The sequence below is a fragment of the Pseudomonas sp. W15Feb34 genome (assembly GCF_023127765.1).
In the GTDB taxonomy this organism is placed as follows: Bacteria; Pseudomonadota; Gammaproteobacteria; order Pseudomonadales; family Pseudomonadaceae; genus Aquipseudomonas; species Aquipseudomonas synxantha_A.
The window spans coordinates 63,552-77,037 of record NZ_SPKN01000044.1 but is presented as its reverse complement, the minus strand read 5'-3'; the positions used below and the strand labels follow the sequence as shown (position 1 = coordinate 77,037).

At 60.9% G+C, this 13,486-nt stretch carries 10 protein-coding genes; 4 read left to right on the top strand and 6 right to left on the bottom strand.

Features of this window, described 5'->3' with window-relative positions; translation table 11 throughout:
- Positions 1 to 66 precede the first annotated feature (66 nt).
- Both E4O97_RS20320 and E4O97_RS20315 read left to right on the top strand, forming a co-directional pair.
- Entirely contained in the window at positions 67 to 837 is a 771-nt protein-coding gene (locus E4O97_RS20320) for a ParA family protein (RefSeq protein WP_057023481.1), read from the top strand.
- A 480-nt stretch (positions 838 to 1,317) separates the two neighbouring features.
- Positions 1,318 to 1,542 carry a DUF6124 family protein gene (locus tag E4O97_RS20315; RefSeq protein ID WP_216090636.1) on the top strand — a complete coding sequence of 75 codons (225 nt, stop codon included), beginning with the start codon at positions 1,318 to 1,320 and terminating at the stop codon, positions 1,540 to 1,542.
- A gap of 130 nt (positions 1,543 to 1,672) precedes the next feature.
- Here E4O97_RS20315 and trxC read toward each other — a convergent pair whose 3' ends face one another.
- The 5 genes from trxC to E4O97_RS20290 form a co-directional block, all read right to left on the bottom strand.
- A complete protein-coding gene (trxC, locus tag E4O97_RS20310; RefSeq protein ID WP_032878279.1) occupies positions 1,673 to 2,107 on the bottom strand; it encodes a thioredoxin TrxC in 435 nt (144 codons plus the stop codon).
- 36 nt (positions 2,108 to 2,143) lie between these two features.
- Positions 2,144 to 3,607, bottom strand: coding sequence for a protein adenylyltransferase SelO (gene selO, locus E4O97_RS20305; protein ID WP_248162048.1), 1,464 nt, complete (start codon positions 3,605 to 3,607; stop codon positions 2,144 to 2,146).
- Positions 3,608 to 3,655: 48 nt separating this feature from the next.
- Positions 3,656 to 7,039: a mechanosensitive channel MscK gene (mscK, locus tag E4O97_RS20300; protein ID WP_103733925.1), complete on the bottom strand. Its 3,384-nt coding sequence runs from the start codon at positions 7,037 to 7,039 to the stop codon at positions 3,656 to 3,658.
- A 49-nt stretch (positions 7,040 to 7,088) separates the two neighbouring features.
- The gene (locus E4O97_RS20295; RefSeq protein ID WP_005784108.1) at positions 7,089 to 8,831 is read right to left on the bottom strand and encodes a potassium/proton antiporter; all 1,743 of its coding nucleotides are present in this window, start codon (positions 8,829 to 8,831) and stop codon (positions 7,089 to 7,091) included.
- Between the two features lie 230 nt (positions 8,832 to 9,061).
- Positions 9,062 to 10,687, bottom strand: a complete 1,626-nt coding sequence (locus tag E4O97_RS20290) for a methyl-accepting chemotaxis protein (RefSeq protein ID WP_248162047.1) — start codon at positions 10,685 to 10,687, stop codon at positions 9,062 to 9,064.
- A 276-nt stretch (positions 10,688 to 10,963) separates the two neighbouring features.
- Between E4O97_RS20290 and E4O97_RS20285 the strand changes: the two genes are divergently transcribed.
- Together E4O97_RS20285 and E4O97_RS20280 are read left to right on the top strand one after the other, a co-directional pair.
- On the top strand, positions 10,964 to 11,194 hold the full coding sequence (locus E4O97_RS20285; protein ID WP_003187970.1) for a hypothetical protein: 231 nt from the start codon (positions 10,964 to 10,966) through the stop codon (positions 11,192 to 11,194).
- Positions 11,191 to 11,481 carry a cell division protein ZapA gene (locus E4O97_RS20280; RefSeq protein ID WP_005784113.1) on the top strand — a complete coding sequence of 97 codons (291 nt, stop codon included), beginning with the start codon at positions 11,191 to 11,193 and terminating at the stop codon, positions 11,479 to 11,481. The genes E4O97_RS20285 and E4O97_RS20280 overlap by 4 nt, the downstream gene beginning before the upstream one ends.
- Here the strand turns inward: E4O97_RS20280 and E4O97_RS20275 are convergent.
- Positions 11,478 to 13,280 (bottom strand): acyl-CoA dehydrogenase, encoded by a 1,803-nt coding sequence (locus E4O97_RS20275; protein WP_078820114.1) that lies wholly within the window; start codon positions 13,278 to 13,280, stop codon positions 11,478 to 11,480. The genes E4O97_RS20280 and E4O97_RS20275 overlap by 4 nt on opposite strands.
- Between the last annotated feature and the right edge of the window lie 206 nt (positions 13,281 to 13,486).

The following is a 13,486-nucleotide window of genomic DNA, read 5'->3' as shown; positions in this document are numbered from 1 at the left end:
CGAGGTAGCTAACTGGCGCTTTTGCGCTCTACACTCGGTCATTCATTGATACACGGAGGTTTTTCCATGCGGCGCGTGGTGTTCAATCAAAAAGGCGGCGTGGGCAAGTCCAGCATCGCCTGCAACCTGGCGGCGGTCAGCGCCAGCGAAGGTTATCGGACCCTGTTGGTGGACCTCGATGCGCAAGCCAACTCGACCCAGTACCTCACCGGCTTGACCGGCGACGATATTCCCATGGGAATCGCCGACTTTTTCAAGCAAACCCTGTCTTCCGGGCCGTTTTCGAAGAAGAACAAGGTGGATATCTACGAAACGCCGTTCGACAACCTGCACGTCATCACCGCCACCGCCGAGCTGGCAGACCTGCAGCCCAAGCTCGAAGCCAAGCACAAGATCAACAAGCTGCGAAAGCTGCTGGATGAGTTGAGCGAGGATTACGACCGGATTTACCTCGATACTCCACCCGCGTTGAACTTCTATGCGGTTTCTGCGCTGATTGCGGCTGATCGTGTGCTGATCCCCTTCGATTGCGACAGCTTTTCGCGCCAGGCCCTGTATGGCCTGCTGGCGGAAATCGAAGAACTGAAGGAAGACCATAATGAAGGCCTGGAAGTGGAAGGTATCGTGGTCAACCAGTTTCAGGCCCGGGCCAGCCTGCCGCAGCAGATTCTGGATGAACTGATTGCCGAAGGGCTGCCGGTGCTGCCGGTGTACCTGGCCAGCTCGGTGCGAATGCGCGAGTCGCACCAGGAGAGCAAGCCGCTGATCCACCTCGACCCACGGCACAAGCTGACTCAGCAGTTTGTGGAGTTGCATAACCTGCTGGAAAACGCCTGACCCCACAGGCAGCGCAGAACACTGTGGGAGCTGGCTTGCCTGCGATGGCATCACCTCGGTGTACCAGGCAGACCGAGTCGCCTGCATCGCAGGCAAGCCAGCTCCCACAGTTTGGATTGCATTTCGGCAGGTGGGTTGGATTTGTCCCACAGGGTCTGTAGGAAGGGTCTGGCAATTGGGCTTGTGCCTTGTAACCTTGCCTACAGCTACGCCAGAATCCGCCGGCTTGTGCGTCTGGATGGGCGTCTCTAAGGTTTGCCGGTCGCTGAATGTTCAGTGATCGGGTTTAGTAGCCCGACCGACCAAAGCATGTGCACCTGCTCCAAAAGCATGGCGTTATCGCCTATCTGATGGTGGCTGTGCGCAGGGCACCTTCGGGTGCGCCGGTCTTTGCTTTGTTCCCCGGTCTACTAACCTGCGTACAGCTGCCACCCTTCGTTTAGTAGCGAAACGGTAGTGGCCCTATCAGGGAACAAATGCATGTCTATCCGTCTTTTCAATGTTTCACCCAACCTCCCCACCGAAGCCCTCGTGCTCAACAGCTACGAAATCTTCTCCTCCGTGCGCACGCTATTACTCAACTTGTCCAACGACCTCACAGGCGAACATCGCGATGTGGCTCTGGCGATTCACCAATTAAGCGAACTGGGCGTCATGCTGGTCGGCCAGATGATGGACCGCGAAGCCCCACTCCCTCAAGGCTGAAATGCGGTCAAAATGTGGGAGGGGGCTTGCTCCCGATGGCGGTGTGTTAGTCCCCTGATAAGTTGACTGGCTTACTGCTATCGGGAGCAAGCCCCCTCCCACACTGTCCAGCGGTGTTCTGAAGGGGTGGTTACACCCCCTGGCTACGCAACCAGCTCATCAGCTGCGGCAACGGAAACGCTCCGCTCTGGCGCGCCACTTCGCGACCGTTCTTGAACAGAATCAAACTGGGAATAGAACGAATCCCCAACTGCGCCGACAGCTGCTGATTAGCCTCACTGTCCAGCTTCGCCAGCCGGCACTTGCCTTCAAGCTGCCCGGCGGCCTGCTCGAATACCGGCGCAAACGACTTGCACGGCCCGCACCATTCGGCCCACACATCGACCAGGAGCGGCAGGTCGCCCTTGATCTGGCTGGCATAGTCGCCCTGTTTCAAATCAAAGGGTTTGCTCAGCAACACCGACTGCTTGCAACGCCCGCACTTGGGCGCATCACCCAGGCGTTCGCCGGGGATGCGGTTGAGGCCGTTGCAATGTGGGCAGGGGATGACAAGAGATTCGGACATCGGGGGCTCCTTGGGGGTGGCTAAGGGTTTCAGGACTTACGACGAACAACTAATCTCCAAATGCTTACCCCAATCCGGCGGCCGTTGCGCGTACTGCTCCATCCCCGCTTGCTCTTCAAACGGCCTGGTTAGCACTTCATGCAGCCGTCGCACTTCGCTGTAGTCGCCTGATTCGGCGGCGGCGATGGCGTTTTGGGCCAGGTAGTTACGCAGGATGTAGAGCGGGTTCACCGCATGCATCCGCTCACGGCGCTGTTCCAGGGTGTAATCCCCGTCCCGCGCAACGCGGGCCTTGTAGCGCTCGGCCCAGGCATCAAACCCGGCCAGGTCGACAAAGTCGTCACGTAGCCGCGTCACGGCCAGCGCCGCGGATTCATCGCCCAGGCGTCGGAAGAACAGTGTGTAGTCCACGCCGCTGTTCTGCATCAGCTTGAGCAAGTCTTCCACCAGTTTCTGGTCATCCTCTTCAGCGCTTGTGAGCCCCAGCCGGCGGCGCATCAGGTCCAGGTAGTGGGCCTGGTAGAACGGCAGGTACAGGCCAAGTGCCTCCTTCAAGGCATCAACGCTGATGAACGGCGTAAGCGCCTGGGCCAAGGCGCTGAGGTTCCACTGCCCGATAGGCACCTGGTTGCTGAAGGAGTAGCGCCCTTCATGGTCGGAATGGTTGCAGATGAAGTGCGCGTCAAAATCATCGAGAAACGCAAACGGCCCGAAGTCGAAGGTGATGCCCAGAATCGACATGTTGTCGGTGTTCATCACCCCGTGGCAAAAGCCATAGGCCTGCCATTTGGCGATCATTTCGGCATTGCGCTCGACGATTTCGCGGAACATCGCCAGGTACGGCTCAGGCTGCTCGCGGCACTCGGGGTAATGCAGATTCAACACGTGTTCGGCCAGCTCGGCCTGCTGTTCGGGCTTCTTGGTGTAGTAGAAGTATTCGAAATGCCCGAAGCGGATATGGCTATGGGCCAGGCGCAACACCATGGCGCCACGTTCCTGTTTCTCACGCCAGACCGGGGTGCTGGAGCCGATCACGCATAGCGCGCGGCTGCTGGGGATGCCCAGCGCGTGTAGCGCTTCGGAGGCGAGGAATTCGCGGATCGAAGAGCGCAACACCGCACGCCCGTCGCCCATGCGCGAGTAAGGCGTCATCCCCGCGCCCTTGAGGTGCAAATCCCAATGCTCGCCGGCGTCGTTGTAGACCTCGCCCAGCAACAACCCGCGGCCGTCGCCCAATTGCGGGGTGTAGCCGCCAAACTGATGCCCCGAATAGACCATCGCCCTTGGTTCGGCTTCGGCCCACAGCTTGTGGCCGCCAAACAGTTCGGCAAACACGGGCGTTTTAGCCACGGCCGGGTCGAGGTCGAGCAGCGCCATGGCGGCCTTGCTTGCCACGACCAGGCGCGGCTCGTCCAGAGGCTCGGGCAGAACGTGGGTTGAGAACGCATCGCCCAGGCGTGCGAAGCGGTTGTCGAAGGTCAGTTCGTCGAGGGCTTTCACCGGCCATCTCCAGCAGAATGTCCGAGCATTCTGCTGGGGACAGGGCGTTTAGTCGAGTTTGCTCGGTGGCGGCTCCGGCGCATCCACCACTTTGCCGGCGGGTGGCTCTGGTGCGTCGGGCTTGTCGACGGGCTCGACGATGGTCTTGCGCTCATCCTCGGCCGGCACCAGTTTGTATTCCTGGCCGTGGAGGTTTTTCAGGTAGATCTCCATCTGCCTGAACGAGATGTTGATGTGCTGTTTCTTGAACTCACGGTTGATAAAGCGGTTGACCTCATCCAGCACCGGGTTGCGGTCGCCGAGGTCGCGCACATGCATGCGCAGCTCGTGGTCCAGGGTGCTTTCGCCGAAGTTGAGGAAGTACACGTGGGGTTCGGGTTCTTTCAGTACCCGCGGGTTTTCCCGTGCGGCTTTGAGTAACAATTCCTTCACCAGATCCAGATCGGAGCCGTAGTCCACGCCGAGTTTCAAGGTGACGCGAGTGATGGTGTCGGTCAGCGACCAGTTGATCAGTTGCCCGGTAATGAAAGTCTTGTTCGGGACAATGATGTCCTTGTTGTCGAAGTCGGTGATGGTGGTGGCGCGAATGCGGATTTTGCTCACTGTGCCCGATAGGTTGCCGATGGTGATGGTATCGCCAATGCGCACCGGGCGTTCGAACAGGATCATGATGCCGGAGATGAAGTTGGCGAAGATCTCCTGCATACCGAAGCCCAGGCCCACCGACAGCGCCGCAACCAGCCATTGCAGCTTGTCCCAGCTCACGCCGAGGGTGGACAGGGTGGTGACAAACCCTACGCCGGCAATGATGTAGGACAGCAAGGTGGTGGTGGCATAGGCGCTGCCCTGGGCCAGGTCCAGCTTGGACAGCACCAGCACTTCCAGCAGGCCGGGCAGGTTGCGCGCCAGGGCGAAGGTGATGCCGATGATGATCGACGCGCCGAGCAGGTCGCCGATACTGATGGGCACCATGCTGATATTGGTACCCGTACCGCTGGTGTATTCGTACAGGGTGACGTTATCCAGGTACGAAAACACCGAGATCAGGTCCGACCACACCCAGTACAGCGCCGCGATAAAGCCGCCTAGTAAAGCCAGGCGGATCAGGCGCATGGACTGTTCGTTGACCTGTTCGATGTCCAGGGTCGGCTCCTCGATCACCGTTTCGCCATCACCGGCTTCCTTGGCGGCCTGGCGTTTGGCCAGGGCGCGGGCATAGGCCAGGCGCCGGGCGGCCACGCCGAGGCCGCGCACGAAGGTGGCTTCGATCACCAGCCAGAACATCAGCAGGTACAGGGTGTTGATCAGCCGGTCGCTGAGTTTCAGGGCGGTGTAGTAGTAGCCAAAGCACACGGCGATGAACAGCGCGATCGGCAGGGCGGTGAACACCAGCCCGATGGCCTTGCGAAACAGCGAGGCCTTTTCATGGGTGGGGCTGTTGAGCAGCAGGCGACTCAGCAGCCACGCCATCAAGCCATAGCAGGTGAGCACCACGGCAATGCCCAGCACGTCTTCGGCCAGTGCCGCCGGTTGGTGTTCGGCAATCGCCACCACCGCCACCAGGGCCAGTACCACCAGCCCGAGCTTGCGTATCCAGCCCTGGAGGAACTGGACCTGAGGTTTCTCCCAGCGAAAGTGCAGTTCGGCCACGCCGCCCGGCGCAAGGATGCGGTAGGCGGTGTAGAACACCAGCCACGCCTGGGCGATCTGCAGCAGGGCCGAGCCCAGGTTGGCGTTTTGCCCGCGGGCGTCGATCTGCAATGCATAGCCGCACAGCGCCAGGCCCAGTGACACCGGCATTGCCAGCAGGATATTGATCAGGATCGCCTGCGGCGTATGCCACTGGCTGTCGCGCTTGAAGTGACCGATGTCCAGGTGGACCTTGTTCAGGCGCTGGTACAACGCCTTGCGCCGCCACAACAGCGCGCCGAGCAACAGCAGCAGCGGCAGGAACAGCAACGGGCGCTGGGTCAGGCCGTCATACAGTTCGCTGACACTGGACGCCCAGGGCAGGGTGGCGACTTGCTTACTCAGGTGCGCCGGCACGGTTTCCAGCCATTCGGTGTCCAGCGGCTTGTTGCTCGGGATCCAGAACATCTGCTCATCAAGCGTCGCGCGCAGTGTAGTGGCGGTGCTCAGCAGTTGCTTCTGGTTCAGTTGCAGGGTGATCGATTCGTTCAGTAGCGCACTCAGCTCGCGGCTCAGGCGCTCCAGCAGGTCGCTGCGGGTGATCGCCAGTTCCAGCAAGGTGCGACGCAGTTGCGGCGTGACTTCGTCCGGTGGCTGGTTGGCCAGCAGGTTATCCACATAGGCGCTGGGGGAACTGATCAGCTCACGCTGCTGGTTGACCTCGAACTGGTACAGGCGAATGTTGGCGATATCGTCGGCCAGGTCGCGGTCGACGGTAAGGCGCGGCAGGGCCTGTTTTTGCTTATACAGAATCTTGGAAAGCAGCAGGCTGCCCTTGAGCACGTTGATCTGCTCGTCCAGGGCCGAATCGCTCTGGTTGACCGTGTCCAGTTGCTGCTTGGTCTGCAGGTTCTTCTGGGTCAGGTCATTGAGGCGGTCAGTGCTCTTGAGCAGGTAGTCGGAGAGCTTCAGGTTGTCGGCGCTTTCCTTGGCAAGGATGCTGCTGCCCCCGGCTTTCTGGGCTTCGATGGACTGTTGGGTCACCGTCTGCTGGGACTGGGCCAGGCGTTTCTGGTTGATCAGGGTTTGCAGGTCCTGGATTTCCTGCTCCAGGCGCGCGGTTTTTTCCTGGATCAGGTCGTGCTGGCTGTTGCCCAGGTCTTGCAACTGGCTGTTGCCGGCCAACTCCTGGCGGCGCAGGGGGATCAGCGCATTCAGGGCCGCCAGTTCAGCGTTCAACTGGTTGCGCTGGTCGCCGCTGAGGGCTTTGCCGTTGTCTTTGCCCAGCTTGAGCGTGGCGTTGATCTGCTGGATGCGCGTCTGGCTGCTGCTGATTTCGGTTTGGGCGCGCTCGGGGCGGGTCTGGGCGGCGATGGTCAAGCTGTTGGCGTCGGCCAGCTCTTTTTGCAGGTCGCCTTGCTGGGTGCTGCGTTGCACCAGCAATTGCTCAAGCTGCGGCACGGGCAGCGAGGCGTAGCGTTGGGCGACCGGGATGATTTTGGTGGCCTTGAGCCGGGCCAGCTCGCGCTGGTTGTCGGCGGTCTGGCGTGGGGCCTCTTCCAGCTGACGCTTGAGATCGGCCAGGCGCTGCTCGTAATCCTGCTGGTTCGCCAGGTACGTCAGGGTCTGCTGCAGGATGCCCTGCAACGCCTTCATGTCAGCGTCGGGCAGCTTGCGGTCGGGCAGTTTATCCAGGGTTTGCTGGATGGCGTCGGCGCTGGGCGGGTCGGCAGCGTGAACGGCGCCGACGCAAAGGGTCAGGCCCAGCAGGGCAGTGGCGATAAAAGTGCGCAGGGTTGGCATAGAGACCGGTCTTGCAAGGTGAAGAATCGGGGCGTTGTTGCCCCGCAGTTTAGAGGAAGAGTCCGGGGCCCGGGCGACTTCCTTCGGGGAATCTGACGCCGACTTTGCCAATCTTGTTCCCGTCCATGACCGCGACAGTCCAGATGGTGTTGTTCCATTCCACCTGGTCGCCCACCACCGGTGCACCGCCGACCTTCTGGGTGATGAAGCGACTCAGCGGCATGTCCGGGTCGATACCCTCGAGCTTGAGCCCGTACAAGGCCGAAACCGCGCCCAGCTGGGCGTCGCCTTCGAGCACGAAGTCGCCGAAGAAGCGCAAATCGAGGCCCCGTTGCGGTGCCTGGCTGAACAGTTTGCCCAGGGCCGGCAGGTTGTGTTCATGGCCGATCACACAGAGCAAATCATCGACTTCCAGCACGGTACTACCCGACGGATGGAGCAGTTGCTGACCGCGAAACAGTGCAGCGATGCGCGTGCCTTCGGGCATTTTCAGCTCGCGCAGGGCCGCGCCGATGCACCATTTTTCCGCGCCCAGGCGGTAGACGAACAGCTCCCACTCGCTGGTGACGTGTACTTCCAGGGCTGCGCGGGAAATCGGTGCCGGGTCCGGTGGTACGGTGACCTTGAGCAACTTGGCCACCCACGGCAGACTTGTGCCCTGCACCAGCAGCGACACCAGCACGATAAAGAACGCCAGGTTGAAGTACAGCTGCGCATGGGGCAGGCCGGCCATCAGCGGGAACACCGCGAGGATGATCGGCACCGCGCCGCGCAGGCCGACCCAGGCGATAAAGGCCTTTTCGCGACCGTGGAAGGCCTTGAACGGCAGCAGGCCGACCATTACCGAAAGAGGCCGCGCAAACAGGATCATCCACAGCGCCAGGCCCAGTGCAGGCAGGGCGATGGGCAGCAGGTCATGAGGCGTGACCAACAGGCCCAGCACCAGGAACATGCCGATCTGCGCCAGCCAGGCCATGCCATCGAGCATATGCAAAATGCCATGGCGGCTGCGCACCGGGCGGTTGCCAATCACCAGGCCGCACAGGTACACGGCCAGGAAGCCGCTGCCGTGCAGGGCGTTGGTCAGGGCGAAAACGAACAGGCCGCCGGCGATTACCAGAATCGGGTACAGGCCGTTGGCCAGGTTGATGCGGTTGACCAGCTGCAGCATCAGCCAGCCGCCGCCCAGGCCCACCAGGCCACCGATGCCGAATTCGCGAATCAGATGAGTCAACAGGCTCCAGTGCAGGCCGGTCTGGCCGCTGGCGAGCATGTCGATCAGGGTGACAGTGAGGAACACCGCCATCGGGTCGTTGCTGCCGGATTCGATTTCCAGGCTGGCGCTGACCCGTTCGTTGAGGCCCTTGCCGCCCAGCAGCGAGAACACCGCTGCAGCGTCCGTGGAGCCGACGATGGCGCCAATCAGCAAGCCCTGGATGATATTGAGGTCGAACAGCCAGGCCGCCGCCATGCCGGTGAGGCCGGTGGTAATCAACACCCCCACCGTGGCCAGGGACAAGGCCGGCCACAGCGCCACGCGGAAACTCGCCACCCGTGTGCGCAAGCCGCCGTCGAGCAGGATCACGGCCAGGGCGAGGTTGCCCACCAGGTAGGCAGTCGGGTAGTTATCGAAAATGATGCCGCCGCCATCGACACCGGCGGTCATGCCCACGGCCAGGATGATCACCAGGATCGGGATGCCCAGGCGGGACGAAAGGGAACTCACCAGAATGCTCGCACTTACCAGCAACGCGCCGATCAAGAACAGGCTGTTGATGGTCGTCGCATTCAAAGGCAGTACTCCAGAGCAGGGAAGACGGGGCGCAAACTGACCATGCAGTCTGCGTGCCAGCGATTCTAACCTGTTGAATTGCTGCACTGTCAAAAAGCTTTTTCTGAATTTTTGCAGAAGCAAATGTGGGAGGGGGCTTGCCCCCGATAGCGGTGGGTCAGCCGCAGATAAGTTGACTGATATACCGCAATCGGGAGCAAGCCCCCTCCCACATTTTCAAGTGCCGTCAGTTAGAGACGGAAGCGGCCTACCATCCCATTCAGATCCACTGCCAGGCGCGACAATTCGCTGCTCGCGGCGCTGGTCTGGCTGGCGCCCGTAGCGGATTGCACTGACAGGTCGCGAATATTCACCAGATTACGGTCCACTTCCCGCGCCACCTGGGCCTGTTCTTCCGCCGCGCTGGCGATCACCAGGTTGCGCTCGTTGATCTCGACAATTGCGGTGTTGATGGTATCCAGCGACATGCCCGCGCCCTTGGCGATGTTCAGCGTCGATTCGGCCCGCTCGGTGCTGTTTCGCATCGAATCCACTGCGTGCTCAGTACCCGTCTGGATACTGCCGATCATGCGCTCGATCTCGCTGGTGGATTGTTGCGTGCGATGGGCCAGCGCTCGCACCTCGTCGGCCACTACGGCGAAACCACGTCCGGCTTCCCCGGCGCGTGCGGCTTCAATCGCCGCGTTCAGGGCCAGCAGGTTGGTCTGGTCGGCCAGGCCGCGAATCACGTCCAGCACTTTGCCGATATCCCGCGATTCATTGGCCAGGTCGCCAATCAGGGAGGCGGTGGCCTGCACGTCAGCGCTCATGCGTTCGATGGCGCTGACGGTTTCCTGCACCAGGTCCCGACCATCACCGGCAGAGGTGGTGGCGTTGCGCGAAGCTTCGGAAGTGCTCACGGCGTTGCGTGCGACTTCTTCAACGGCGCTGGTCATCTCGTTGACGGCGGTGGCGGCTTGTTCGATTTCGTTGTTTTGCTGGGTCAGGCCACGGGCGCTTTCGTCGGTGACGGCGTTCAGCTCTTCGGCGGCAGACGCCAACTGAGTGGCGGAGCCGGCGATGCGTTGCAGGGTGTCGCGCAGTTTGTTTTGCATCTTGGCCATGGCGGCGAGCAGGCGCCCGGCCTCATCGTTGCCGTCCACGGTGATCGGGCGTGTGAGGTTGCCTTCGGCCACTTCTTCGGCGGCTTCAAGGGCACGGGCGATGGGCAGGGTGATGCTGCGGGTCAGCAACCAGGCGAACAACACGGTCAGCGCCGTGGCAACCACCAGCAGGCCCACCACCAGGTCGAAGGCCATGTCGTATTGGTCTTTGGCTTGCTGGTTGGTGGCGTTGGCGTCGTCGTTATTGATATCCAGCAAGCGGGTCAATACGGCGTTGACTTGCTCGGAGTTGCTCAGCAACTCGGTGTTCAGCAAGTTGCGCAGCTCGTCGACCTGATTGGCGCGCGACAGGCTCTTCATGCGCTCTTCAATCTGGCGGTACTGGCCCAGCAGGCGCACGTATTCGTCGTAGGCGTTGCGTTCCTGGGTACTGGTGATGAGTTTTTCGTAGACGCCCTGGGCCGTGCGAATCTGCTGATTGCGCAACTCGAAGGCTTCCAGAGTCTTTTGCTGTACATCCGGCTCGCGGTTGGTCAGCAAGCGATACGACAGCACGCGCAGGCGCAGGGTCAGTTGGGTGAATTCGTCGAGGGCACGAATGCTTGGAACGCTGGCTGAGGTGATGTCTTCGGTGGCTGCGCGAATCTTGCTCATCTGGTTCAGGGCGAACACACCCAGCAACAACATCAGGGCGCCAATAAACGCGAAGCCGAGGAAGGCCCTCGGGGCGATATTCATATTACGAAGAGACATGCTGGAATCCTGGGGGAAGCGCGATCCGTGCGGCCATGAGACGAGGTGTGCCTGCGTTATCGGCCCTGCGACTAAAGTCTTAAGGGGCTGCGCGCTTTTGTCGCATCTGACGAAGGGTTGGGGGCATTGGAGGAACCAGATCGGGTAATTGCAGTCACTAAGGCTCGAAAGTGCGGCCCGGTCCCGATAAATCGGGCTGCACGCCGGGGATATCCCTGGCATCCGAGGTGAATTTTCTTTATCGTCACCGCCCTTTTAAAAGCCCGGGAAATCAAAATGTTAGAAGCATCTCTCAGCCAATTGGAACAACTGGTCAGCGACCTGGTACAGCAGAATCAAGAGCTGCTGGGCAGCAACGAATCCCTCAAGGCCGAACTGGCTCGCGCCAAGGATGAAAACGACAGCCTGCAACTGAACCTGATGGAGCAGGAAGAAAAGCACGGCGCCACCGCCGCCCGCATCCAGGCCCTGGTTGAGCGTGTGAGTGCAGGGCCTGTCAGCGCATGAATGAGGGGATAAAGGTCGTTTCGATTCTCGGAGAGGATTACTCGATCAAGGCACCGGCCGGCGAAGATCAGACCCTGATGCATGCCGTGACCATGCTCAAGGCTTCCCTGGCGGTTACCAAGAAAAAGTACCCGACCCTGATCGGTGACAAATTATTGGTACTGGCCGCGCTGAACCTGTGCGCCGAGCAGATCGAAATGCAACAGGCTCACCAGCAGGAACTCGACCGTTACCAAGAGCAAGTCAGCGCCACGGTCGAGGTGATTTCCAAGGCGATCCAGCCTTAGTACCACTCATCCTGCATCCCCAGGCACGTATCGTCGCGTGCCCCCAGAATTGCCAGTTCGTGATGGCAGCTCGGTACTTCCCAAGTCAGGAAGTACCGGGCGGCCTGGAGCTTGCCCTTGTAGAAGGCCGCATCGGCCGCTTCACCCTTGGCCAGCCCTTCTTCAGCGCGGATCGCCTGTTCCAGCCAGCGCCAGCCAATCACCGTGTGCCCGAACACTTTCAAGTACAGCGCCGAGTTCGCCAGGCTGCTGTTGACCTTGCCCTGGGCGAGATCCGTCAGCAGGCCAATGGTGACGCCTTGCAGTCGATTGACCAGTTGCTCCAGCGGCTCTCGCAGTGCCGTAAGTGACGGGTACTTCTGCGCACGGGCTCCGGTTTCGGCAATCAGGCGAATCAATTGCTTCAAGCCGGCGCCGCCGTTCTGCGCCAATTTGCGCCCAAGCAAGTCCAGGGACTGGATGCCGTGGGTGCCTTCATGGATCGGGTTCAAGCGGTTGTCGCGGTAGTACTGCTCCACCGGGTATTCGCGGGTGTAGCCGTGGCCGCCGAGAATCTGGATCGCCAGTTCATTGGCCTTGAGGCAAAACTCCGACGGCCAGGATTTGACGATGGGGGTGAGCAGGTCCAGCAGTTCGTGGGCGTGCTTGCGCTCGGTGTCGGTTGCCAGGGTGGTGGTGTCGTCAAACAGTCGGGCTGCGTAAAGGCCCAGGTCAAAGGCGCCTTCCACATAGGCTTTCTGGGTCAGCAACATGCGCTTGATGTCGGCGTGCTGAATGATCGCCACTGGTGCGGTGCCTGGGTCTTTGCTGTCGGGCAGTCGGCCCTGGGGCCGTTCGCGGGCGTAGTCCAGCGAGTAGAGGTAGCCGGCGTAACCAAGCATCACCGCGCCCATGCCCACGCCAATGCGTGCTTCATTCATCATCTGGAACATGCAGCTCAGGCCCTGGTGCGGTTTGCCCACCAAGTAGCCGACGCAGTTGCCGTTATCGCCGAAGTTGAGCGCCGTGGACGTGGTGCCGCGCCAGCCCATCTTGTGAAACAGCCCGGCCAGCAGCACATCGTTGCGTTCGCCCAGGCTGCCGTCATCGTTGACCAGGAACTTGGGCACGATAAACAGCGAAATACCCTTCACGCCCGCGGGTGCGTCCGGCAATTTGGCCAGCACCATATGCACGATGTTTTCCGACAGCGAGTGGTCGCCACCGGAGATGAAGATCTTGTTGCCTTTGAGGCGATAACTGCCGTCAGCCGCCGGTTCTGCGCGGGTACGAATATCTGACAGCGAGGAGCCGGCGTGGGGCTCGGTCAGGGCCATTGTGCCGAAGAAGCGCCCGTCGATCATCGGTTGCAGGAAGCGCTGTTTCTGCTCCTCGGTGCCGAAGCTTTCGATCAGATTGGCGGCGCCCATGGTCAGGAACGGGTAGGAGGTCGATGCGGCGTTGGCCGCTTGAAAGTGGGCGAAGCAGGCTTGGGACAGCAAGGTCGGCAGTTGCATGCCGCCTGCTTCGAAACTGCGGGCTGCGTTGAGGAAACCGGCCTCCAGGAAGGCGTCTACGGCGGGTTTGACTTCCGGGATCAGGATCGCTTGGCCGTTCTCATAACGCGGTTCGTTTTCGTCGTTCTTGCGGTTGTGGGGGGCGAAGTACTTTTCGGCGATGCTGCGCGCCGTGCTGATCGCAGCGTCGAAGGTTTCGCGGTTGTGCTCGGCAAACCGCTCACGCTGGGTCAGGCCCTCGGCATCGAGGACTTCGTACAGCTCGAAAGCCAGATTGCGGGAACTGAGCAGCGTCTCGGACATGGCGGACTACCTTTGAAGGAATTGGCCTGAGTCTAAGCGCGTGAATAGAGGCTGGATAGCAAGATTGATCTGGGTGATGGAAGGGCAAAACGCAGGCAGGGAATTGAAATGCAGTCAATGTGGGAGGGGGCTTGCTCCCGATAGCAGTGTGTCAGTGTCCAATGTGCTGACTGACACTCCGCTATCGGGAGCAAGCCCCCTCCCAC